Source organism: Paenibacillus zeisoli (assembly GCF_003994465.1).
In the GTDB taxonomy this organism is placed as follows: Bacteria; Bacillota; Bacilli; order Paenibacillales; family Paenibacillaceae; genus Fontibacillus; species Fontibacillus zeisoli.
The window spans coordinates 126,087-150,108 of record NZ_RZNX01000009.1 but is presented as its reverse complement, the minus strand read 5'-3'; the positions used below and the strand labels follow the sequence as shown (position 1 = coordinate 150,108).

The window sequence follows — 24,022 nt, the reverse complement described above, 5'->3', positions numbered from 1 at the left end:
ATGGCAGACGCGCTCGACTCAAAATCGAGTGGGAAACCGTGGAGGTTCGAGTCCTCTCGCCGGTATACATTAAGCAACAAGACTCCAAGGATATCTATCCTTGGAGTCTTTGCTTTTTAACAGGTTATAACAGGCTATAACCAGCTTTCCTTACTCCGTATAGTTCAAATACTTCATGAAGAAGGAGAGAGTTTGCTCATTGATCGTATGCTGAGTTTCCCGTATGTCGAAATGGCCATTGATCCAGGAGAGTATCGGGAATATCAGATAGAAGTCGCTAAATGTTAAATGATCTGCATGGGGAATGACGAGCTCTTGTCCTCCACTGCGAAGAGCCTGTTGCTTTCGAACGGGAATTTGCTGAAGAAGCCTATATTGGTCGCGTGTTAATCCGTTTGCAGCAAGCACGCTGTCTGAAGGATTGGATAGAAGATCACTGCTCTTAATGGGTGGATCAGAACTCATAAGTAAGAAGGGCCTCGGCAGCCCATGACTTAGATCTCCCGTACCAAAAAAAGTCCCGTCCATATTGATGGCGGCTCGTATCCTAGGATCCACAAGCATAGTCTGGGCTGCATTCGCTCCACCAAAGGAATGGCCGAGCATTCCGATTCGCTGTAAGTCCAGTTTCCCTCCAAACATTTTCTGTGAATCGTACCGATTAAGCTGCTCCAGCTTGTCTATAACGAACTCGGTATCTTTGACCCAAATGCGGCTAATGATCTCATCCCATGCGTTTAGATCGGCATAGTGAGGCAGATTAGGATCAACACCAATATATTTACCTCCGGGGAACACGGTTGTTAATGATCCGTTCGTATGTTCCACAGAGACTACAATGAATCCATGGCTCGCAAGTTCAGTAGTCTGAAAGGTATTCGTATAACGACCGCCAGGGAATCCGTGTGAGAACAGAATGACCGGATAGTTAGTTTTTCGCGCAGAAATAGGTGCCTTCAGATAGGCTGGAGTTTGAACAAGGCCAATGTAATCAAACAGGAATTTGGGAATGGAATAGGTCTTGCTTAGTCCCTCGGCAAGATCGTTCAGGTCGGGAGAGTAGGAAGCATGTGGTCTACCTGCTGTATGATCAGCCGGGTACCATACCTGGATATTCAGTTCTCGATTCCGTGAGGAGTCTGTCCAGTGATATTGAATAGTTCCGACTGCGTAAGACCCCGTGGGTGCCTCGAATCTAAAGACAGGTAAAGCGAGAGGAGGAAGCAGGGTGATTAAACAGCTAATGCCCAGTAGAACGGATTTTCCAATTGCTCGAAGTTTATATTTCTCCGTAGCGACGTTATCTTTAGGTGTATGATTGCCCCTGAATAAAATGTTGATCGCATATAATACCAACCCTATTGTAAGGATATAATTAGGCACCATCTGCCATCTGTAGCTCTCAAACATAATTTGCAGAAGTGCCATAATTAACGAAGTTGCTGCGGATAATACAGACATGGACGTATTTCTGAAACGTCTAAGTATCATAACAGCAAGAAAAAACAAGTTACAGCTAACGGATATCAGTTCAAGCAGTCGCATCAGATGCCTCCTTCAGGCTTTTATAGTTCTGATTATGCACTCCGAATATAAACAGCACTTAAACGAACTCAAGCCTGCGTAGAGTCTGCTGTATATTACCTCAACTCCAAGGTCACAATAAGTAATAAAGCGAGTAAGAAGGGGATTGTCGTGAACATCTTTCGAATTAAGAAGCATTTTAAGAGACGCTGGAAAAGATGGAGAAGGGCGATATGGACCATTTCGGCATGCAGTATTGTAGCTTTGTTGGCTTGGTTGGGCGTACCCCTTTCAGATAAATTAGAGGCTGCGATGACCCGGGAAGAACCGGCTGTTCTTGAGACATTGGCTGATCTTCAAACCGCATATGATCAGGTGCCGTCCAAGGAGTTCAGGCAAGCCATTAATGAGGCGGATCAGGTGAGAATGGTTCATCTGAATAAAATATATACATGCGGGGAAGAGAGCCAGGTTCTGGGGAAGATGAGAGGCAAGGAAATTATCGAGCTGCAGAACAAGCATCCGGATTGGACTGGACATATAGATACTGGGGGAGAAGTATGGTTCGATCACCATATTGAGGACCTGTCTGATATATGTAAGAGATCGGGCTATATTGGCTTGGATGCTAAAGGAAACCTCAGCCTATTTGAAGGACCGCCGAAGGATGAGAAGGTTATGCGTACTTTTTTTCAACTGGATATTGAATCCATGGAAAGTGCCCTTCCGGAGGATGTCGTCAATCAGATCAGACAAGGTATCCGAATTCAGGATGTTGAGGAATATAACAGTGTATTGTCTACTTTCAGCGACTATGCCGCAACGGATTCACAGAAGGCGATGAAGTTAAACTAAATAACTGTTATTTAAAGCAGAACAGTGAAGAGACGCGATCAGCGTCTCTTTTTGTGTTTTAGCTGAATCGGATATCAACTTTTTCCGCTATACTGCTCTATCTTTTGTTATAATAGAGTGAATACATATGTTCGCTTTATGAACTATAGGAGAGATTGCATTTGCGTATTTTAGGTATAGACCCCGGAATTGCGATTGTCGGTTTCGGTTTTATTGATAAGCAGGGAAGCCGGTGTATCCCGGTTCAGTATGGGTGTATTCAGACAGAGAAGAACACGCCGGAAGAAGAAAGACTGCTGCATGTATATGAGGGAATCGGGCAGCTCATGGACAAGTACAAGCCGGATGCGGTGGCACTGGAGAAGCTGTTCTTCAATCGAAATGTGACCACGGCTATGTCGGTCAGTCAGGCTAGAGGTGTGCTTGTGCTGGCAGCCATACAGAGAGGACTCCCAATCGGGGAGTATACACCGATGCAGGTGAAGCAGGCCATTGTCGGTTACGGCAAAGCTGAGAAGAAGCAGGTCCAGGAGATGACGAAAATCTTCTTGAAGCTTCAGGCTGTTCCCAAGCCGGATGACGTTGCAGATGCTTTGGCGATTGCCATTTGCCATGCGCATTCCAGCACATTAAATTCCAAGATAAACGAGGTATTGCGTTCATGATAGATTATTTAAAAGGGCACATTGTCCACTATGAAACAGAGTACGTTGTAATAGATGTGCAGAATATAGGCTACCGCGTGTTCTGTCCCAACCCGTATGCTTTTGCCAAAAGTGAAGAGGTCGTTACAGCTTATATTCATCACCACGTACGGGAGGATGCCATTCTGCTGTTTGGATTCCCTACCCGGGAGGAGCAGAAGCTGTTCCGCAAGTTAATTGAAGTGTCGGGAATAGGACCACGTGTGGCACTGGGTATCCTTGCTGGGGGTACGCCTGACAGTGTAGTAGCAGCGATATATCAAGAGAACATAACATTCCTTACTAAGCTTCCCGGAATCGGCAAGAAGACGGCGCAGCGTATCATTCTTGATCTGAAGGACAAGCTGGACGGGATTGCGAATACCCCATTATTTGTTCAGGTTGATAGCGAGCAGCATGATCTGTTCAATCCGGTCTCTACGGGCTGGCATGAAGCCAAAGAAGGGTTGAAAGCTCTAGGTTATACGGATGCAGAGCTGGACAAAGTATGGCAGAACCTGAAAGACGGAATTGTACCGGATGAGCCGGTGGACTCCGTAATGAAGAAAGCACTCAGAATGCTGTATGCGGGCTAAGTAAGGACAGATAGGGGGATTACACTGATGGATGACCGCATTATTTCGGCCAATCTAATGATGGAAGACCAGGCGGTTGAATTGAGCCTTCGTCCCCGTTATTTAGCTGAATATATTGGGCAGGACCAAGTTAAGGAAAATTTAAAAATATATATTGAAGCCGCCAAGATGCGAAAAGAAGCACTGGACCATGTGCTGCTCTATGGCCCTCCGGGTCTTGGAAAGACAACCTTGGCGAATATTATCGCCAATGAACTGGGTGTCAACCTGCGGACCACCTCTGGCCCAGCAATTGAGCGGCCAGGTGATCTTGCTGCCCTGCTGACAAATCTGCAGGAAGGGGATGTCCTGTTCATCGATGAGATACACCGTCTCCACCGGACCGTTGAGGAAGTGTTATACCCGGCCATGGAGGATTTTGCACTGGATATCATGATAGGCAAAGGGCCCAGTGCCCGTTCGGTTCGCCTGGATCTTCCCCCGTTCACCTTAATAGGAGCAACGACTCGGGCTGGGCTCTTGTCCGCGCCGCTTAGAGACCGTTTCGGAGTGGTCAGCAGGCTCGAATTCTACAACGTGGACCAGCTTAGCTACATTGTGAGCAGGGGAGCAGATATCCTTGGAATTGAAATCCTAGGAAATGCCGCGGAGGAAGTTGCCCTCAGATCAAGAGGAACCCCGCGTATCGCTAATCGTCTGCTAAAAAGAGTACGGGATTACGCGCAGGTACGTGGAGACGGTATAATCACAGCGGATATTGCCAATGAGGCACTTAAAATGCTGCAGGTAGACCCTATGGGGCTCGACTTGATTGACCACAAGATGCTAAAAGCTATGATTACCAGCTTCCGGGGAGGTCCTGTTGGTCTGGATACCATCGCCGCTACGATTGGGGAAGAGAGCCAGACGATTGAAGATGTGTATGAGCCGTATCTGCTGCAGATCGGTTTTCTCCAGCGGACTCCGCGTGGCCGGATGGTTACCGCCGCCGCCTATGCTCATCTTGGACTGCCTGTACCTGAGAAGATGTAATAAATGGATGGGAACACATCCGTGAGGGAGGATTACCATGGAGCAATCACGTAACAAGAGCAAGCTGCTAAAAGTAGGAAAAATTTTACTAGCAGGCGTACTTTTTCTCGGTCTGATCCAACCATCTGCTTATGCCGCATCATCCACTCCGGACACGGTCCGTGTTGCTTTGTTTGTGGACGCAGGCAGTACTTATAAATCCACTGTACCAGCAGTAACCTTCATATCCTCATCGGCCTGGATAGCTGCTCCTAAAGGAGACGGGGGATCTTGGGTTAATCTTGCAGCGGGTGAGAAGGCTAGATTCAGTCTGGACGGATTCAAAGTCAAGGTTATGGAGACCGCAGATTGGAAAAAGGCATCGGATGCAGCGAAGAAGCTTCAGTCCACGGCCGATAAGCCGTTGATCTTCGCTGTCAGCCTATCTGGAACTACATTGTACCAAGTATATACTGGACCTTATCTTTCCGCTTCTGAAGCTCAGAAGGCGGCAGCAAGGACTGGACAGACACTTGGTCTAAGCGGTGCAGGAGCTCCAGTGGCCAAGGGGGGAATGTATCTCTCGGCAGGAGCTTTCGGGAGCCAGCAGGAAGCGGACAAGATAAGGGAGCAAATAGAGTCACAAGGAACTGATGCTGTTGTCGTGATGACAGCTCCATCTATATTTGAAGTATGGACTGGAGATACTTCAACTTCTGAAGAACTCGATCAAGTGGAAACCCAGCTGCTTGCCAGTGTTCCGGGATTATCTCTCCAGCCAGCCAAGCAGACACGCACGAGCGTTATTATTCGGTCTGACGTTACGTTGAATTTATCATCCCCAGCTCCAGTCAAGCACTTCTTGGTGAACGGAACTGAGCCCTTATTGTGGATTCAAGGAAGTGATCCAGCATCAGGCAGCATTCAGCTGGTGGAGCGTTCTTCACACAAATATAGAGGCGGCTTTGAACTCAGTCGTGTGAACGGGCAGTTGGCTGTGGTCAATGAGCTGCCTCTTGATAAATACCTGTACTCTGTTGTCGGAGGAGAGGTCTATTCATCCTGGCCTCAGGAAGCCCTTAAAGCCCAAGCTGTGGCTGCCAGAACGTATGCTTTGTATCAGGGGGCTGCTAAGTTTAAGGTGGCCGGGCTTGTAGATACGACGCTAAGTCAGGCCTATAACGGGGTTGAAAAAGAGGCTGCCAGTATTATAAAAGCGGTTGACAGCACTTCAGGTGAAGTCCTAAAAAGCAACGGGAAGCTGATAGAAGGTCTGTTCTCTTCCAACAGCGGCGGGATGGCGGCCGATTCTACCGAGGTGTGGAAAAATATCGACCCTACTTATAAAGCTGTAAAGAGTGACGAGGACACAGCCGCGCAGGCTGGACTCAAAATGTGGTATCACGTTCTTCTCGCAAATGGCAGGACGGGGTATATTCGTGAGGATAATACGAAGCTAACGGGGACTCAGAACCCGGCTGGATTGCCTTATCTGACCGTGACAGCAAATGATACGAATGTAAGAGCCCTACCGGTAATCCAATCTGGAGAGACACCCGTATCCAAAATGAACCCTGGCGATCAAGCCATTGTTCTAGAGAAGGTGAATCAGTCGAATGAATACGCCTGGATCAAAGGTCCGTTTACCTCGGATCAATTAATTCAGTCTCTCAAAGGCAGAACTTCGACATCGGTTACTTCGCCTATATTGTCACTTGAGGTGGCCCAGCGTGGCCCTTCCGGACGTGCCATCCAAGTAAAGGCTAATGGTCAGGTTCTGGATGTGAAATATCCGGATCTGTACCGCTCAGCACTGGGCAGCTTGCCTAGTACGCTGTTTGATATTACAGCAACCGGAAGGTATACTGTACTAGGTGCCGGGAATCTAACGGGTACAGGCACCGCGCAAGCGGGTACCAAGGTTCTATCCGCATCAGGAACACAAAGCCTAAGTGGAGGTAATATGGTTGTTCTCGGCGCTTCGAATGAAGCTAGGGTCGTAGATGAGAGCAATGCGTTTATGTTCACCGGTCGTGGTAACGGTCATGGAATCGGGTTGTCTCAATGGGGCGCCAAAGGAATGGCTGATGCCGGCAAAGATTACAAAGCTATTTTGCAGCGTTATTACCAAAATGTGACTATAACGAAGGAATGAAGCAGCATCATGAACGTAGACTTGTATGATTTTGAATTGCCAGAGGAGCTTATAGCCCAGACGCCTTTACTGGAAAGGACGTCTTCACGGCTGCTTACTCTGAACAAGAAGGATGGAAGCACGGAGGATCATATTTTCTCCGATATTGTAGATTATCTGAACCCTGGGGATACACTGGTGCTTAATGACACACGGGTAATCCCGGCAAGGCTCTTTGGGGTAAAGGAAGATACCGGAGCCAAGGCAGAAGTTCTACTGCTTAAGAGCTTAGGGGAAGATCAGTGGGAAGTTCTTGTTAAGCCTGGTAAAAGACTGAAAAAGGGCTCCGTCATCGTATTTGGTGATGAGCTTAAGGCAACAATTATAGAAGAGGGCGAGCTGGGCGGACGAGTTATGAAGTTCTCTTACGAGGGAATATTTAATGAAATCCTGGATCGCTTGGGTCAAATGCCTCTTCCGCCCTATATCAAAGAAAAGCTTGAGGATAAAGAGCGCTACCAGACGGTATATGCTCGTCACGAAGGTTCAGCTGCTGCTCCTACAGCGGGTCTTCACTTCACAGAGGAGCTGCTAGACCAGATTCGGGCCAAGGGAGTTTCAATTGCCTTTGTAACTCTGCACGTGGGATTGGGAACTTTCAGACCTATGTCTGTTGACCGTGTTGAAGATCATGTTATGCATGAAGAGTATTATATTCTTCCACAGGAAACAGCAGACATCTTGAATGAAACCCGCGCTCATGGCGGTAGAGTGATTGCGGTAGGAACCACCTCTGCCAGAACGCTGGAGACCGTAGGCCAGATTTGTGGGGACGGACCCATTGTGAAGAGCAGCGGCTGGACGCAAATTTTCATCTACCCTGGCTACAAGTATGGTCTTGTAGACGCCTTAATTACGAATTTCCATCTTCCTAAGTCAACGCTGGTTATGCTGGTGAGTGCACTGGCAGGGAGAGACAATATATTAAACGCATACCGGGAAGCGGTGGAGAAGAAATACCGATTCTTCAGCTTCGGTGATGCGATGTTTATTTACTAAGCCTTAGAGGATGGTTGATGATATTGACAGCAGCTGTAACCTACGAACACATTAAGACATGTAAGCAATCCGGTGCGAGACTGGGACGAGTTCATACTCCCCACGGAATTATAGAGACACCTACCTTTATGCCTGTAGGAACTCAGGCTACGGTGAAGACGATGAGTCCTGAAGAGCTTAAGGAGATGGATGCCAAGATTATTCTCAGCAACACCTATCATCTATTCCTTCGCCCTGGACATGAGATCATTCGTGAAGCCGGTGGACTTCATAAATTCATGAATTGGGACCGTGCTATTCTGACGGACAGCGGTGGATTCCAAGTCTTCTCCTTGAGTGAAATGAGAAAGATTACGGAAGAAGGGGTTCATTTCCGTTCCCATCTCAGCGGCGAGAAGCTGTTCCTTTCTCCCGAAGTAGCTATGGAAATTCAGAACGCCCTGGGTTCCGATATCATGATGGCCTTCGATGAATGTGCTCCTTATCCGGCAGAGTATGATTATGTGAAGAAATCTCTCGAACGGACTTCCCGTTGGGCTGAGCGATGTCTGGAAAGTCACGCAAGACCACATGACCAAGCCTTGTTCGCCATCGTTCAGGGGGGAATGTATGAGGATCTGCGAAGACAGAGTGCTGCCGATTTGACTTCCCTGGATTTTCCGGGGTATGCTATTGGTGGACTGAGTGTAGGTGAGCCCAAACACCTAATGTATGAGGTGCTGAACTATACAGTACCGCTGCTTCCCGAGAACAAACCTAGGTACTTAATGGGTGTTGGCTCGCCGGATGCGCTTATTGAAGGCTCAATTCGGGGAATTGATATGTTCGATTGTGTGCTTCCTACCCGGATTGCACGCAATGGCACAACCATGACGAGTCAGGGCCGGCTTGTTGTTCGTAATGCCAAGTATGCCAATGATTTTGGACCTTTGGATCCAGAATGCAGCTGTTATACTTGCCGAAATTATTCTCGTGCCTATTTGCGTCATCTTATCAAAGCGGATGAGACTTTCGGGCTCCGGTTGACGACGTATCATAATCTACACTTCCTGCTCGATCTTATGAAGAACGTGCGTCAAGCAATTATGGATGATCGACTGCTTGACTTCCGGGATGAATTCTTCGAACAGTATGGTCTGTTAGACAACGACAAAGGCTTCTAAAGGGGATTTTCATCAGAGAAGAAAGGGGGGAATATAAATGTTTCATTATGCAGCTGCCGCCGCAGCGCCAGGGTCGGATTTGTACAGCATTATCATTCCGTTTGTTCTGATGTTTGTTGTGTTCTACTTCCTGTTGATTCGTCCACAGAAGAAGAAGCAAAATACCAGAAAAAACATGCTTAGTGCTTTGAAGAAGGGCGATAGAATCGTAACCATCGGAGGTTTGCACGGTACGATTACCGAGCTTACAGATGATACGGTCGTGCTAAAAGTGAACGATGTAACGAAGCTTACATTTGAACGAAGCGCAATCAGCCACAGTATCAGTACAGCCGATACGACTGGATCTGCCAGCTAATACATAAATGAGCCTGCTCTAAATAGAGCAGGCTCATTTTTATGGAGTACGGATAAATTGAAATGTGATTTATATTGAGGATTCCATATTCAAAGGCAATCTTGCTGGCTGCGCCGAGCGCTGAGCCCATCTTACCGCCAAGGTTGTGGCTATTGTAGCTAAGACCAGTCCCCCAATCATATCCGTAAGCCAATGAATACCCATATAGAAAATGGCAAAGACAATGATAAAGGCACTCACGCAAGCTGCAAATGCCCAACGGCGATTGCCCGAACGAACGGCGAGAATAGCCATCGAGACAGAAATAGACGTATGCAGGCTTGGGAAACAGTTGTTTATCCCAGATAATGGCCGGTAGGCCGCATCAAAGTTAGGGAAAACTTCATACATATAAAATTCGGCACCCGATGGAGCATAAGACCATACTTCACTAATTGGAAAGAACAGGTAGAAAGGGATGGCTACCAGATAATTTATAATGACTGTGTAACATACCGCATGAACAAAAACAGTATTCTTGCCGCTCGCATAAATTCCTAGTGAAGCAATAAGAAGCGCCTGAAAAACAACAACATAAAAAAAGGCAGTGACTTCAGTTATCCAATGAGCATGGAAAAACTGTTGGAAATACTGAACAAAATGTCCCTCTATAGCAAGAAACCAAGGTGTGAAATCTGTGGTTGTTCCCAATTCAGCTTCCCATTTAAGCTCAAAACTGTTAACGAGCAGGACGCCGACCATTAAGGCAAACAAGACTAGAAATTTTCTCGAAAATATAAGCTCACGTATAAACGCATACGCCGCTACAAACGGATTTTTCGCGGAACCAAACCAGATTAGCAGTATAGCCACACCAGCTGTGAACAGCGAAACGGTTGTCATGGAGTGATAAAGCAAAGCCGACTTTTCCCCCTTATATTTAACACGGATTACATCAGTTTAACATATTTCGGGGTAATCAGAAATAATCCTGAGTCTACCAACCGTTTCGGGAATTTTGTATTATTTGTGTAAATTGACACCCATGACTCCCCCAACCATCCCAATAAGGGAGGCGGGTATGAGCATTACAAAGTCGTTCAGAGTGAATTGGGAGTCGAGAGCCAAGAAACTGATTAGCAGTACAATAACGCAATACAGAAAACCAACCAGCCCCCCTTGATACCATCCCTTTCGGCTTGATCTTTTGCCAGCAGCAATGCCTCCAAATCCAATGGATAAGGCATGAATCAGATAGGTGTATACAGCCAGGTTCTCCTCTGGCATTTGACTAATATGAAGGAATAAAGACAGAATCAATGCCCCAATCATCATCCATAAGAAACCATACCAGAGACCGGATACGGTCGGGTGAGAGATACGAAAAGGAAGCATACGGCGCTTGTACTCCATGAATAGATCCTCCTTAGATCAAGCTTTGATATTTCATTCTATGGTCAAGCCTAATCTGTTATTACCAAGAGGTTAAGGTTATTTGATTATTCTGTAAAAACCACCGCTATTTAAAGAATTTATATCTGCATCAGCCGGAAGGGTAGGGGAAGAATACTTGTACTTGGATATCCGAAAAAACAAGCTGGATAGGGAGGAAATGACGTGCCTGCACAAATCAAATATGCCTCGCTGCCTTTACCCTTGATTATGAATGGCAAAGTAATGGATAAAAACCTGGAGCAGATTAGCCAAACCCGTTTTTGGCTAAAAAATCAAATTCAGTTCCGAGGGCTAAAGCACTTTAAGGAAATCAATCTGTGTACGCTGGATCATAAAGGCCGAATGTACATTGTAACGGGTGAATAAGTGCATTTTACAAATCTGAAATAGATAATGATCAGGTAAACCACTTTCCAATATAAGGCACCCTCTGTAAATCACTGCGGTCAACAAGTCCGAGCAAAGCTGTAAGGAGGAGATAGAGGATTCCCCCAAGTGCAGCGGATGCCGTAAACTTTAGCCATATCTGAGATCCTAGAGAGACTTCATGATAGATGAGGCTGACCGCTCCCGCCATAATGATCATCACTCCGGCTATTTTAAAGAAATCGAGCCAAGGTACATGATATTTGAGAGCAACTGCCACAGTGACCGCATGAAGAAGCGTGACGATAATAATATTGACGATAATCGCAATGATGGCTCCATAGATGCCAAGTGCCGGATTTGATGCCAGATAAAGGATCAAGCCTATTTTTACGACTGCACCAATTAGGGTATTCGTTAATGCTCTTCCGGGTTGATCTAAAGCCTGAAGAGCAGCCTGAAGCGGTCCCTGTAAATAAATCAGCAGCGCAAATGGGGCCATCAGCTTTAACATACCGGCGATTTCACTATTCTTATATAGCAGAACGCACAAGGGTTCTGCCATTACATACATAATTACAGCAAAGGGAGCTCCTGATACTAAGGCGAGCTTGATGGATTGATGCAGTCTTTTGTGAATGGTCCGCATATCTCCACGGGCTTGAGCTTCTGCAAGAGAAGGAACCAAAGATACGGCCAGAGAGGAAGTCAGGGCTCCAGGCAGCAATAATAGCGGGATAACCATCCCCTGGAGAGCTCCGTATTGAGCGGTTGCAATTGCTGTAGCTATTCCAGCCATGGCCAAACTTTGAGCAGTGGTAATGGATTCAAGCAGGTAAGAGAGTGAGCCGACGAGCCGCCCACCTGTCACTGGCAAAGCGATCCCGAGAATCCGTCTTAAGGTTCTTCGGGTTGAATTGGGATGATTGGACTGTATCGGCTCTACCGGGATTTCAGGATGCTCATTTCGATTAAGACGCTTCAATCTTCTCATCTGCCACAGCAGCACCAGCATGCCAACGATTTCACCCGCTACAACGCCAAGCATGGCCCCTGCTGCTCCATAGGCGACACCCATAGGAAATAATAAATAGGAGAACCACAATACACATAGAATACGTGTTAATGTCTCCATAATGGATGAGGTGGCCGATGGAATCATATCCTGCTTGCCCTGGAAATACCCCCGATAGACTGAAGATACAGCGATAATAACGATCATGGGGCTCATACTGATAAAGGTATGGTATACCCGGCTGTCCGGCAAAATGTTCTGGGTAATCCAAGAGGCTCCGAACAGGCATAAGAAGGTGAACACAAACCCCGCACTTATCGAGAAAATAAGACTCGTCCGGAGAATGATCCTGGATCGTTCTGGCTGTCCTGCCGATTCTGCTTCAGCTACAAGCTTACTTATTGCAAGCGGTATTCCACCCGAGATGATCGTGACTATAACCAGGAAGAATGGATACCCCAACTGGTATAACCCAACACCTTCAGCCCCAATGATACGCGGCAGAATGATGCGGGGGATGAAACCAAGAATACGATTGATTAGACCCGCTGCAAGTAGAATCATTGTCCCATGGATAAAAGATTGCTTATTCACATTTCTCCCTCTTCCCCCATGTGTCTTCTCCTAAACATGTATATAGACATGCTCTAACCTATCCATATGCTGGAGCTGTCCGGGTTCATGACACCGTTTCGCAAAAATCAGAATACAGCTTATACGTCCAGAATCAGGATATCCCCAAAATGCCTGGACTTGTCAGGCAGGAATTAGTAAGATGAAGTGGAATGTAATAGAGATGAAAGCTGCAGAGATGTGGTTAAGAAGGAGGACTCCCATGGACGAAGAAGATATCACCGAAGCACAGCTGATCCAGTCTATTGAGCAGCTTTGCCGGAGCAAAGCGGAGGAATTCCATTTGATTGGCTATGAGCACGTTACCCATTCGGACATCTGGGATTGTATCAGTTCAAAATATGAGAAGTCAGGCATCCCGCCACTTCACCAGCTTGTGAATGACATCATGTCACTGAAAGCGACACAATTTATGAATTTTTTAACGCTTTCCGCCTATCGTGGATCCCGTTTTGATTAATGGGATTTTTTTTGTCCGACAATATTTGATAAATTGACGGTCTTTTACCACGTGATATAATAGGAATATTGAGAATGAAAGGGGAACAAAGAACGGGATGAAAAGAATCATCACATTCCTAGTCGTTGTGGTTGTGACCACGGCGGTTATGGTTGGGACAACCCCCAATTTGCTTAAAGACATTAACCTTGGCCTAGATTTAAAGGGAGGCTTCGAGATCCTGTATGAAGCTACACCGATCGAAGCTGGTGGCAAGGTAACGAAGGATGCTTTGCAAGAGACCGCTAAGAGCATTGAGAAACGGGCGAATAAGCTCGGAACAAGTGAACCTGACGTTACGACAGAAGGGACGAACCGCATTCGTCTGAAGATGCCTGGTGTAACCGACGAGAAGGTTGTTCGTGAAAAAATGCAAGAACCTGCAACACTAACGTTCCGAAGCAAGGATGGAACAGAGAAGAGTGCAGATCAATACAACAAAATTGAATTGTACGGAAATGAGTTCGCCGAGAATGGTGCCTCTTACCATCCGGACCAATTGAACACATTTTATGAAGTAAGTATTAAAGTTAAAGATAAGTCGAAGCTCGCAGATATCACGAAGCGTCTCCTTAATAAGGAGCTTGCAATCTTCATGGACGATACGCTGCTCTATGCTCCAGTAGTACGAGCTGTGCTCTCTGACGGAACGGCTTCCATCAGCGGAGGATATACGAAGGAGCAGGCCAAGGATTTGAGTGACAAGATCAATCTGGGTGCGCTGCCGCTCAAATTGACAGAGAAATATTCACAAAGTGTCGGTGCTACGCTGGGTAAATTGTCGCTGGATCAAACTTTGCAAGCGGGTATCATTGGCTCGCTGATCATTCTGGCGTTCATGATTCTGGTGTACCGGATTCCTGGATTGGTCGCAAGCTTTACCTTGATTGTGTACACCTGGTTGCTAATTGCATTCTTCTATTTTGCAGGTGTAACGCTAACCCTGCCGGGTATTGCGGCATTTATCCTGGGTATAGGTATGGCTGTAGATGCCAACATCATCACTGACGAGCGGATTAAAGAAGAGCTTAGAAGCGGGAAAAGCATTCTGTCCGCAGTGAAAGCCGGCAGCAGAATCTCCTTCCGTACCGTTATGGATGCTCACGTAACCACCTTTATCGCGGCTGCAGTTATGTTTGGTCTAGGTACGGGTGCTGTTAAAGGCTTTGCTTTTGTCCTGATGCTCGATTTAATTGTAAGTATTATTACGAACATTTTCTTCTCCCGATATCTCCTGCATCTTCTGGTTAAGGGGAACATTATCAAGAGCCCGAGAATGCTTGGTGTAAAGGAGAGTGAAATCAGTGCGCTCTAAATGGAATTATGACTTCGTTAAAGCAAGTAAGTATTTCTATATTTTTTCCATCGTACTAACGATTGCCGGTATTATCAGCCTCTCCTTATTCAAACTGAATTATGGCGTAGACTTCCGTTCTGGTTCTAATGTGGACGTTAAGGTCTCCAAAGACGTGACTAAACAGGATATCGAGAAGGTGCTTGCAGAGACCAAGCTCAATCAGAAGGATGTTCAGATCACACCTGGCAGCGGACGCGTGAATATTCGTTTCCCTGAGGTGCTGACTTCTAACCAAGAGTCTGATCTTAAAGCGGCACTGGTAAAAGATATCGACAAGAACGCTTCGGCCGAAGTCAACACGGTTGATCCGGAAATGGCTCGTGAACTTCAGCAGAACGCGATCTACGCGGTATTGCTGGCGAGCTTAGGTATCATTGTATATGTCACGATCCGCTTTGAATGGCGGTTTGCGGTTGCTGCGATTGTTGCGCTGCTGCATGATGCTTTTCTGGTCATCAGTATATTCTCGATCCTTCGCCTGGAGGTTAATCTAACCTTCATCATTGCGGTGCTGACTATTGTTGGTTATTCCATTAACGATACCGTCGTTATATTTGACCGTGTTCGTGAGAATATGCGTTTTGCCAAAATCAAAACCCATACGGATTTGCATGATGTCGTGAACAAGAGTATTTCTCAAACCATGACGCGTTCAATCAATACCGTATTTACCGTGTTTATTGCCTCTGTATGTTTGCTTATCTTCGGAAGTGAGTCGATCCGTATGTTCTCACTTGCCATGGTAATCGGACTTTTGTGCGGTGCTTATTCATCTATCTTTATTGCGAGCCCACTCTGGTATGGTCTTAAAGGCTTGCAGAAGAATGTTAAATCCAAACCGTCCAAAACAACGACTTAATCAAATGATCCGCCAGAGCATGAGAGAAGGCCGCGTCTGCGTGTGACGCGGCTTTCTGCTCTCTCGCGGTCATGTCAGTGACCCAGGAGGGGGATTCTATGACTAGCAAGTATGCCGCTCATTCCGAAGCTGCTGCATGGACCGGAATCATAAACAATTTTACATTGGCTATATTTAAAGGTGTAGTGGGACTGTTATGTGATAGTAAAGCTTTAATAGGGGACGCGCTTTACTCAGCTTCTGAAGCGGCTGAAGGGTTGTCTGGGAAGATCCAGCTGCCAGGATTCAAAGAACGCAGCATTCAGAGGGGACGGTATTTGAAATCGTCTAACGAGGGGGATCCGCTCCTCACCATTATTTTCACTGTTTTTCTACTAATGGGTGCCTTACAAATGGCCATTTCAGCCATTAAAGAAATGTCGAGCGGAGATGTTGCGGCTCCGGACTATATGTCTGGAGTAACTGTAGTTATAGCTGTAGCACTCAAAGAGGCCGTATTTCAGTATCAGTCCCGTCAGTCTAAGAAATATGAGGAAGAACCAAGCAGTGCGTTTGTGGAGACTCGCCGTTTCTCTTTGTACTCTTCCATTGTCCTGCTGATTGGCGTGTTCGGATCTATGGCTGGTGGCGCCCTTGATATTGAGGGTTTATTGTATCTCGATCCGGCTGCCGGGCTTTTAATTGCCTGTTTTGTGTTGTGGAAAGGCTATCGTATGGTTACGTCATCAATCTATGGAACCTTGATACAGGAGCTCCAGGATGAGGATGCAGCTAGTTTCATTGAAACCGTACAGCGGGTGCATGGAGTCATTATGGTCGAGGATCTTCGGGCACATGAGCATGGCCACTACGTTGCTGTTGAAGCCAAAATATGTGTGAATCCCCGGATCACGGTTATGGAAGCAAAGGATATTGCTACCCGGGCTAAAGTTCTGCTGATGCATCGCTTTACTCATGTGAGTGATGTGAATATCCACGTTATTCCCTATGATCCGGTCTATCCGTACAAATCGAACCATGAGAATTCTAATACAGACATACCTACCTTGCTTCAATAGCAATTCCGGTTTGTTGTAAGGAAGGGGAGTTATGATGTGATCAAATCCAAATACAATTGGAAATGTCTGCAGTCGGAGCGGCAGAAGGCAGAGCAGCTTGCATCGGATATGAACATATCAGTTGTTTTTGCGGAGCTGCTTCTTCGCCGTGGATTGGTTGATCCAGAATCGGCAGACAAGTTCATACGCGGGAGCCTGGGCGAACTGCATGATCCTTTTCTGTTAAGCGGAATGCAAGAGGCTGTTCCGCGGATTCTTCGTGCCATCGAGTCGAAGGAGCATATTCTTATCTATGGAGATTATGACGCAGATGGCGTCTCGTCTACTTCGCTAATGATCCGGTTAATGCGCCACCTTGGTGCCTCTTTCGACTACTACATTCCCCATCGTTCCAAAGAAGGGTACGGATTGCATATTCATGCTGTCGATGAAGCCAAGCGAAATGGAGTTTCTCTGATCATTACGGTAGATACCGGTATAAGTGCAGTGAACCAGATCGAACATGCTAATGCGCTCGGGATGGATGTGATTGTTACCGATCACCACGAGCCGCCCGCTCAGCTTCCGGAGGCCTATGCTCTCATTAATCCGAAGCTGCCAACCTGTCCATATCCCTTTAAGGGGCTGGCTGGAGTAGGTGTAGCTTATAAGCTGGCTTCCGCTCTTATCCGGCAAGTACCGGAAGATTGGCTTCAATTGGTTGCCTTAGGAACCATAGCGGATCTGATGCCGTTAGTGGATGAGAACCGCGTCTTGGTCAGCAGGGGACTGCAGTCTATGACGGAGCAGCCTATAATCGGCGCAGCTGCATTGTTGAGGGTAGCCGGTGGAAAAGAAAGTTCGGTAAACTCAACAACGGTAGGTTTCAGTATGGCGCCACGGATTAATGCGAGCGGCAGGCTCAGTCATGCCAAGCGCGCAGTGAGCCTACTCACAACAGAAGACCATGATGAGGCCGAAGAAATTGCAACCGAACTGGACCTTCTAAATCGGGAACGACAGCAGATGGTAGAGAATATGGTGCAGGAAGCTGTCAGGCGCCTGGACGATGATATTCAGAACGGAAAGAAAATTCCTGACGTCATAGTTATCGCAGGTGAAGGCTGGAATGTGGGAGTGGTGGGAATTGTGGCTTCCAAAATTCTGGAACGCTATTATCGTCCAACGATTATTCTAGGTATTCATCCCGAGACGGGAGAATGTAAGGGCTCTGCTCGTTCAATCCCTGGGTTCGATCTCTATGAAGCTCTCACTGAATGTGCAGACCTCCTGGACCATTACGGGGGACATACGGCAGCAGCTGGAATGTCGCTTCATAAAGATTCGCTAAAGGCTTTCGATCAGCGTTTGAATGAGTATGCGGCAGGCATTCTGAACGAGGAGCACTTCATTCCGGTTATTACAGCTGATCTGGAATGTACATTGGATGAAATCTCGATACCCTTGATTAGAGAGCTTGAGATCATGGCACCTTTCGGCATGGATAATCCAAGCCCTCGGATGGTTATTCGGGGTGCGGCTCTTGTAGAGAGCCGCAAGATGGGAAGAGAGAGCAATCATTTGAAGCTTAGCTTAAGGCAAAATGGGGCTGTTATAGAAGCAATTGCCTTTGGGAAGGGCCATCTTGCAGATTTTCTGACAGAGAGTGCCCGTATTGACCTTGTTGTTGAGGCCGGAGTTAACGAATGGAATGGTTCAGTTAAACCTCAGTTGATGATTCAGGATTTAGCTGTTTCTCATTTACAGGTCTTTGACTTCAGGTCATCTCCATCACCACTGGGTATTATTGATGAATTTGCTAAGAAGTTGGAGAGACTGAAATCCGGGCAATCTGCAGGGAGTGCTGCTTTATGCAGGCAGGCATCCGCGGATCGCTACCGCAGTAATTTGGAGGATTCTATCCTTTGGGTATATGATAAAGACGCTGGATTAATCCAGCCTCATGGATATTCCGATAATAATAAAGAAGCTGCCTCGATCACCAGCTTGTTCATGCTGGAGCTTCCGGAAACTACGGAGCAACTTGATTCCGTATTTGCTTCTTTTCCACAGCTTGAGCGTGTTATATTAGTTCATGGACATCAAGACAAGTATGAACGGATTGAGATTCCAACACGAGACAGCTTCAAGCAGGTATATGCCATGATTCGTGCATTTGCATCTGCAGCCATGACGGAGGAGCAGCTTCTAAACCGCTTGGCCCGCCAAACAGGAATGTCTAACCGAATGCTTAGACTTACACTGGAAGTATTTGAAGATCTCCAATTTTTAAGCAGGGATAATGGCAAAATTGTGCTTAATCCTAATCCGTTCAAACAGCCGCTGGATAGTTCGCTTCGATATAGAACAATAGGTTCAATGGCCGAAATGGAACACATGCTGTTACATGGGAAATCCGCTCAAGTGGCAGAATGGATAATAGCTAGAAATGCTGCTGGGGTTTCTTGATCCATGCTTGTGCAAGCTGCCTACAATTTAGATTGGTTAAGACTAGAAGGAGAGATTAGAATGAGTTTCAAAGATTATATCCGAGTGATTCCGGACTTCCCGCAACCGGGGATCAGCTTTAAAGATATCACCACCTTGTTGAATGACGGGGACAAATATCGTCAAGCGATTGATGAACTAAAGAAAATGGTCGCCCATATGAAAATTGATCTGATTGCCGGTCCGGAAGCTCGTGGATTCGTTGTAGGTGCACCGCTTGCTTATGCTTTGGGTGTTGGTTTTGTACCTATTCGCAAGAGCGGCAAGCTCCCCTCGGATACGATAGAGATTGAATATGATCTGGAATATGGCAAGGACCGTCTGGCCATGCACAGTGATGCCATCAAGCCAGGTCAGAATGTTCTGATTGCTGATGATCTACTGGCTACAGGTGGCACAATCTCTACTTCTGTTCAGCTGGTCAAGCAGCTCGGAGGTAACATTGCAGGGGCCGCATTCCTGATCGAACTTGCAGATTTGAACGGACGTGCGAAGCTTCCAGGAGTCGATATTGTATCCCTGGTTACTTATTAATTATTGAGTTGCGGAAGGCGTAACTTTCCCGGGAAATATCCCAGCCGTAAAGGTAGACCATCCGCAAGTCTGATCTGCAAAGAGAGCCCGACTAAAGCTATTGCTTTTAGTCGGGCTCTCTTTAAGTTGTTTAATAAGTCTTAATGTGAAGCTTCTTCCTTGTCGTTTGACAGTCCTAAGACTTCAATCAGCTTGAAGAACAGGGAGAACAGGATTCCCACTATGGTGGCCAGTGCCATTCCTTTTAGTTCAACGGTTCCAATTGTAAGCTTGGTGCCGCTGATTCCGATTACAAGAATCACGGTAGCAAGAATCATATTAGTTGCTTTAGAGAAGTCGACTTTCTGTTCGACGAAGATGCGGAGACCTGAAGCCGCAATCACGCCAAAGAGCAGCATGGAGACCCCGCCCATAACAGGTGTAGGGATGTTGGCGATAACAGCCGAGAACTTCCCTGAGAAGGAGAGCAGGATTGCAAAGATTGAAGCTCCTCCAATGACATAAATCGAGTACACTCTGGTCAGAGCCATAACACCAATGTTCTCACCATAGGTGGTATTTGGAGTTGAGCCTACGAAACCGGACAGAATGGTCGAGATCCCGTTGCCGAGCAGCGAACGATGAAGTCCTGGATCCTTGGACAAATCCTTGCCCACGATATTGCTGGTCACTAGAAGGTGACCTATATGCTCTACAATAACAACCAGCGCTACAGGAACTATAGTTATAATCGCTGAGAGATCAAAGTGAGGGGTAGTTACCTTAGGGAAGGATAACCAGTGCGCCTCTGCTATAGCGTTCGTGTTCACTCTTCCCAGAGCGTAGGCGAGCAAATAGCCTGTTACAATACCGATCAGAATGTGAATGATTTTGGGGAATCCTCTGAACAATACAGCCCCAATGATGGTTACTCCCAAGGTTACGAGGGAGAGGAGAATTGATATCATGTCGGGTATCCAGGGCTTGGTAGGATCCGGATTGATAATGCCCGCCATGCCTGCGGCTACCGGAACAAGCTCGAGACCAATAATCGCGACAATAGCTCCCATGGCCGCCGGAGGGAATACCACATTAATCCAGGAGGTTCCAGCATATTTCACCAGCAGACCTACCAGGACGAAGATGATGCCTGTAATAATAAAAGCACCTAGTGCCATACTGTATCCTTCTCCGGGATGTGCCCCAAGGACTACCAGAACTGGAGAGATAAAGGCAAAGCTTGAACCCAGATAGGCAGGAATTCTGCCTTTACAGATAAGAATGTACAGCAGGGTTCCAATCCCGTTCATCAGCAGGATCATACCCGGGTCTACGTGGAACAGATTGGGCACAAGCACGGTGCTGCCGAACATGGCGAACAAATGCTGCAGGCTCAGTAAGACCCCTGGCCCAAAAGGTACTTTCTCATTCACTTGTATTTCGCGCTGCAAAATTAAAGTCACTCCTCTTTTTTAGCTTATGTGGGATGAACTAAAGAGCAAGAAGACGATCACGGAGTCTTTAGTCCAATTCACATAGTCTGTGCATCTTTAATAGATTAATGACATCATCGACATTTTACAACAACAAATATCAAGAAATTCCCTCCTTTCTAGCAAATTACCTGCCGTATTGATGGCTCAAGAGTTGACGTGGTACCTCCCAAGCGTCATAATTATAGAAAATAAAAATAGGGATACGGCTTCTTGAAGAGGCGTATGCCTTGTTACCAGGAAAGGAAACGAATAAGATTCAATGGGCATTGAGCGATTACTCGAAAAGGCATCTGCCTACATTAACGAACAGGATATGATCTGTATCAGGGAAGCCTATGATTTCGCTGAACAAGCCCATCACGGACAAGTGCGGAAATCCGGCGAACCTTATATACTGCATCCGCTGGCGGTTGCAGAAATTGTCGTGGGCATGCAGATGGACTCCTTGTCCATTATCGCAGCTCTGCTTCATGACGTCGTGGAGGATACTACCGTATCTCTTAAGGAGATCAAGGAGAAGTTCGGCAGCGACTGTGCCATGCTCGTGGACGGCCTGACGAAGCTTGAACGAATCCGGTTTCAATCCAAGGAAGAGCAGCAAAATGAAAACTACCGCAAAATGTTCATCGCGATGGCACAGGATATCCGGGTCATCGTTATTAAGCTTGCTGACCGGCTGCATAATATGCGGACGCTTAAGTATCAATCTGAGGAGAGCCAGCGCAGAATCGCCTATGAGACGCTGGAGATCTTTTGCCCGATTGCACACAGACTTGGTATTTCGGCTATCAAATGGGAGATGGAGGATATTTGCTTAAGATATCTAAATCCCCAGCAGTATTATCGTATCGCTAATTTGATGCATAAGAAGCGCGCAGAACGCGAGGAATATATTGAGAATGTAATCTCACGAATCTCAGAAAAGCTGGCTGAAATGGGAATCTCGGCGGACCTCTCCGGCCGTCCCAAGCACCTGTACAGTGTATATAAGAAAATGTCCACGAAGAACAAGCAGTTCAACGAGATCTACGATCTGCTTGCAATTCGTATTATTGTAGATAATATCAAGGATTGCTACGCTACATTGGGAATTATTCATACCTTGTGGAAGCCGATGCCCGGCAGGTTCAAGGATTATATTGCCATGCCGAAGGCGAACATGTACCAATCTCTTCATACTACGGTGGTTGGACCTACTGGAGAACCGACAGAGGTTCAAATCCGCACCTATGAAATGCACAGAACTGCAGAATTCGGGATCGCGGCGCACTGGGCTTACAAAGAGGGATCCGAGAATGCGGGACCTCAAAAGATGCCGTTCTTCAGAGAGATCCTCGAGCTCCAGCACGAAGCCAAGGATGCTTCTGAGTTCGTCGAGTCGCTCAAGATGGACTTCTTCTCAGATCTAGTCTTTGTGTTTACACCGCAGGGGGAAGTTATTGAGCTTCCAGCCGGATCTGTGCCGCTCGACTTCGCTTACCGGATTCATACCGAGGTAGGGAACAGAACGATAGGAGCCAAGGTGAACAGCCGCATCGTTCCACTTGACCACAAGCTGAAGACCGGGGACATTGTAGAAATTCTGACTTCTAAGCACTCCTACGGACCGAGTCAGGACTGGCTCAAGATTGCCCAGTCTTCTCATGCACGGAGCAAAATCAAGCAGTGGTTCAAGAAAGAGAAGCGGGAAGAGAACGTAGAGAAGGGCCGGGAAGCGGTCGAGCGTGAATTGAAGCGTGCAGGTGTTGACCCATCCCAGTATATGTCGGATGACAAACTGATGGAGGCAGCCAAGAAATTTGCCTTCAACGATGTGGAAGATATGCTCTCTGCTGTTGGTTTTGGCGGACTTACTGCCTCACAGGTATGTACCAAGGTAACTGAGAAGCTCCGTAAGGAGCAGGAAGAGGCCGGCATTATCCAGCTGACTTCGGAAGTCAAGGAAATGAAGGCCCCATCTGCGGAGAAGAAGCGGCCGACGAACGGGGTTACCGTAAAAGGAATAGATAATCTGCTCGTCCGGTTCGCCAGATGCTGCAATCCGGTTCCGGGCGACGATATCGTTGGGTATATTACTCGCGGCCGAGGCGTTTCGGTTCACCGGACCGACTGCCCGAATATTCCTTCTCAAGAGGACGGGGAGGAAGCCGCAAGGGTGATCGAGGTCGAGTGGGAAGAATCCATTGAGGCCAACTACAGTGTGGACATCGAGATTACCGGGCACAGCCGCCGTGGATTGTTGAATGAAGTACTGCAGGCTGTATCGGAGAGCAAGACGAATATGTCTGCCGTGTCCGGACGTTCGGACAAGAACAAGATGGATTTGATTCACATGACGATTCTGATCCGCAATACAGAGCATTTACAATCCGTAGTCGATAAAATTAAGCGGATCAAGGATGTTTATACCGTTCACCGGATTATGCAATAAAGGGGCAGCTTAAGACATGAAAGTGGTCATACAGAGATGCAAGCAGGCTCAGGTTAAGGTTCAAGAAGAAGTAGTCGGCGCGATCGGCGCGGGGCTCATGCTGCTGGTCGGCATCACACATGAGGACACAGAGAAGGATGCGACGTATCTGGCGGATAAGATTGCGGGGCTCCGGATTTTTGAAGATGATGATGAGAAAATGAATTTGAGCGTCCAGGACATCAGCGGGAGCATTCTCTCTGTCTCGCAATTCACACTTTATGGAGACTGCCGTAAAGGCAAGCGTCCCAACTTCATGGCTGCTGCCCGGCCTGAGACGGCTGAGGTGCTCTATGATCGGTTCAATGAGCTGCTAAGGGCTAAAGGCCTTGAAGTACAGACAGGCCAATTTGGAGCCGATATGGACGTGGAGCTGACCAACTGGGGACCAGTAACCATAATCTTGGACAGCCCTCAAGCCTAAGTAGCTCTATAAGTGCAAAGTTGTTCAT

At 47.0% G+C, this 24,022-nt stretch carries 22 protein-coding genes; 17 read left to right on the top strand and 5 right to left on the bottom strand.

Annotated elements, in window-relative coordinates; genetic code table 11:
• Positions 1-150: 150 nt before the first annotated feature.
• Positions 151-1,545, bottom strand: coding sequence for an alpha/beta hydrolase family protein (locus EJP77_RS17280; protein WP_127200499.1), 1,395 nt, complete (start codon positions 1,543-1,545; stop codon positions 151-153).
• A 150-nt stretch (positions 1,546-1,695) separates the two neighbouring features.
• Here EJP77_RS17280 and EJP77_RS17275 point away from each other — a divergent pair, with 150 nt between their 5' ends.
• From EJP77_RS17275 to yajC, 8 genes are all read left to right on the top strand, one after another.
• Positions 1,696-2,379, top strand: coding sequence for a BofC C-terminal domain-containing protein (locus tag EJP77_RS17275; RefSeq protein WP_127200498.1), 684 nt, complete (start codon positions 1,696-1,698; stop codon positions 2,377-2,379).
• 161 nt (positions 2,380-2,540) lie between these two features.
• Positions 2,541-3,044, top strand: coding sequence for a crossover junction endodeoxyribonuclease RuvC (ruvC, locus tag EJP77_RS17270; RefSeq protein ID WP_127200497.1), 504 nt, complete (start codon positions 2,541-2,543; stop codon positions 3,042-3,044).
• Positions 3,041-3,658 carry a Holliday junction branch migration protein RuvA gene (gene ruvA / locus EJP77_RS17265; RefSeq protein ID WP_127200496.1) on the top strand — a complete coding sequence of 206 codons (618 nt, stop codon included), beginning with the start codon at positions 3,041-3,043 and terminating at the stop codon, positions 3,656-3,658. The genes ruvC and ruvA overlap by 4 nt, the downstream gene beginning before the upstream one ends.
• A gap of 27 nt (positions 3,659-3,685) precedes the next feature.
• Positions 3,686-4,690 carry a Holliday junction branch migration DNA helicase RuvB gene (ruvB, locus tag EJP77_RS17260; protein WP_127200495.1) on the top strand — a complete coding sequence of 335 codons (1,005 nt, stop codon included), beginning with the start codon at positions 3,686-3,688 and terminating at the stop codon, positions 4,688-4,690.
• 37 nt (positions 4,691-4,727) lie between these two features.
• Positions 4,728-6,824 (top strand): SpoIID/LytB domain-containing protein, encoded by a 2,097-nt coding sequence (locus EJP77_RS17255; RefSeq protein ID WP_127200494.1) that lies wholly within the window; start codon positions 4,728-4,730, stop codon positions 6,822-6,824.
• 9 nt (positions 6,825-6,833) lie between these two features.
• A complete protein-coding gene (gene queA / locus EJP77_RS17250) occupies positions 6,834-7,862 on the top strand; it encodes a tRNA preQ1(34) S-adenosylmethionine ribosyltransferase-isomerase QueA (protein WP_127200493.1) in 1,029 nt (342 codons plus the stop codon).
• Between the two features lie 17 nt (positions 7,863-7,879).
• On the top strand, positions 7,880-9,025 hold the full coding sequence (tgt, locus tag EJP77_RS17245) for a tRNA guanosine(34) transglycosylase Tgt (protein ID WP_425464262.1): 1,146 nt from the start codon (positions 7,880-7,882) through the stop codon (positions 9,023-9,025).
• A 37-nt stretch (positions 9,026-9,062) separates the two neighbouring features.
• Positions 9,063-9,383 carry a preprotein translocase subunit YajC gene (gene yajC / locus EJP77_RS17240; RefSeq protein WP_127200492.1) on the top strand — a complete coding sequence of 107 codons (321 nt, stop codon included), beginning with the start codon at positions 9,063-9,065 and terminating at the stop codon, positions 9,381-9,383.
• Between the two features lie 69 nt (positions 9,384-9,452).
• Here the strand turns inward: yajC and EJP77_RS17235 are convergent, their stop codons facing one another.
• Positions 9,453-10,280: a phosphatase PAP2 family protein gene (locus EJP77_RS17235; RefSeq protein ID WP_127200491.1), complete on the bottom strand. Its 828-nt coding sequence runs from the start codon at positions 10,278-10,280 to the stop codon at positions 9,453-9,455.
• 105 nt (positions 10,281-10,385) lie between these two features.
• Complete coding sequence (locus tag EJP77_RS17230; RefSeq protein ID WP_127200490.1) at positions 10,386-10,775, bottom strand: TIGR04086 family membrane protein; 390 nt, start codon at positions 10,773-10,775, stop codon at positions 10,386-10,388.
• Positions 10,776-10,979: 204 nt separating this feature from the next.
• Between EJP77_RS17230 and EJP77_RS17225 the strand changes: the two genes are divergently transcribed.
• Positions 10,980-11,183, top strand: coding sequence for a YetF domain-containing protein (locus EJP77_RS17225; RefSeq protein WP_127200489.1), 204 nt, complete (start codon positions 10,980-10,982; stop codon positions 11,181-11,183).
• 31 nt (positions 11,184-11,214) lie between these two features.
• Here EJP77_RS17225 and spoVB read toward each other — a convergent pair whose 3' ends face one another.
• Positions 11,215-12,792 carry a stage V sporulation protein B gene (spoVB, locus tag EJP77_RS17220; RefSeq protein ID WP_127200488.1) on the bottom strand — a complete coding sequence of 526 codons (1,578 nt, stop codon included), beginning with the start codon at positions 12,790-12,792 and terminating at the stop codon, positions 11,215-11,217.
• Between the two features lie 241 nt (positions 12,793-13,033).
• Here spoVB and EJP77_RS17215 point away from each other — a divergent pair, with 241 nt between their 5' ends.
• The 6 genes from EJP77_RS17215 (at position 13,034) to EJP77_RS17190 (ending at position 19,625) form a co-directional block, all read left to right on the top strand.
• Positions 13,034-13,291 (top strand): post-transcriptional regulator, encoded by a 258-nt coding sequence (locus tag EJP77_RS17215; protein WP_127200487.1) that lies wholly within the window; start codon positions 13,034-13,036, stop codon positions 13,289-13,291.
• Positions 13,292-13,388: 97 nt separating this feature from the next.
• Positions 13,389-14,645 carry a protein translocase subunit SecD gene (secD, locus tag EJP77_RS17210; protein WP_127200486.1) on the top strand — a complete coding sequence of 419 codons (1,257 nt, stop codon included), beginning with the start codon at positions 13,389-13,391 and terminating at the stop codon, positions 14,643-14,645.
• Positions 14,635-15,546 carry a protein translocase subunit SecF gene (gene secF, locus EJP77_RS17205; protein ID WP_127200485.1) on the top strand — a complete coding sequence of 304 codons (912 nt, stop codon included), beginning with the start codon at positions 14,635-14,637 and terminating at the stop codon, positions 15,544-15,546. The genes secD and secF overlap by 11 nt, the downstream gene beginning before the upstream one ends.
• Positions 15,547-15,644: 98 nt before the next feature.
• Positions 15,645-16,604: a cation diffusion facilitator family transporter gene (locus tag EJP77_RS17200; protein ID WP_127200484.1), complete on the top strand. Its 960-nt coding sequence runs from the start codon at positions 15,645-15,647 to the stop codon at positions 16,602-16,604.
• Positions 16,605-16,640: 36 nt separating this feature from the next.
• Positions 16,641-19,052, top strand: a complete 2,412-nt coding sequence (gene recJ / locus EJP77_RS17195; RefSeq protein WP_127200483.1) for a single-stranded-DNA-specific exonuclease RecJ — start codon at positions 16,641-16,643, stop codon at positions 19,050-19,052.
• Positions 19,053-19,112: 60 nt separating this feature from the next.
• Positions 19,113-19,625, top strand: a complete 513-nt coding sequence (locus tag EJP77_RS17190; RefSeq protein WP_127200482.1) for an adenine phosphoribosyltransferase — start codon at positions 19,113-19,115, stop codon at positions 19,623-19,625.
• A 140-nt stretch (positions 19,626-19,765) separates the two neighbouring features.
• Here the strand turns inward: EJP77_RS17190 and uraA are convergent, their stop codons facing one another.
• On the bottom strand, positions 19,766-21,055 hold the full coding sequence (gene uraA / locus EJP77_RS17185; RefSeq protein ID WP_127200481.1) for a uracil permease: 1,290 nt from the start codon (positions 21,053-21,055) through the stop codon (positions 19,766-19,768).
• Positions 21,056-21,359: 304 nt separating this feature from the next.
• On the opposite strand from uraA, the gene EJP77_RS17180 reads away from it, so the two are divergent.
• Positions 21,360-23,531 carry a RelA/SpoT family protein gene (locus EJP77_RS17180; protein ID WP_127200480.1) on the top strand — a complete coding sequence of 724 codons (2,172 nt, stop codon included), beginning with the start codon at positions 21,360-21,362 and terminating at the stop codon, positions 23,529-23,531.
• Positions 23,532-23,547: 16 nt separating this feature from the next.
• Complete coding sequence (gene dtd / locus EJP77_RS17175) at positions 23,548-23,994, top strand: D-aminoacyl-tRNA deacylase (protein ID WP_127200479.1); 447 nt, start codon at positions 23,548-23,550, stop codon at positions 23,992-23,994.
• Positions 23,995-24,022: the final 28 nt, after the last annotated feature.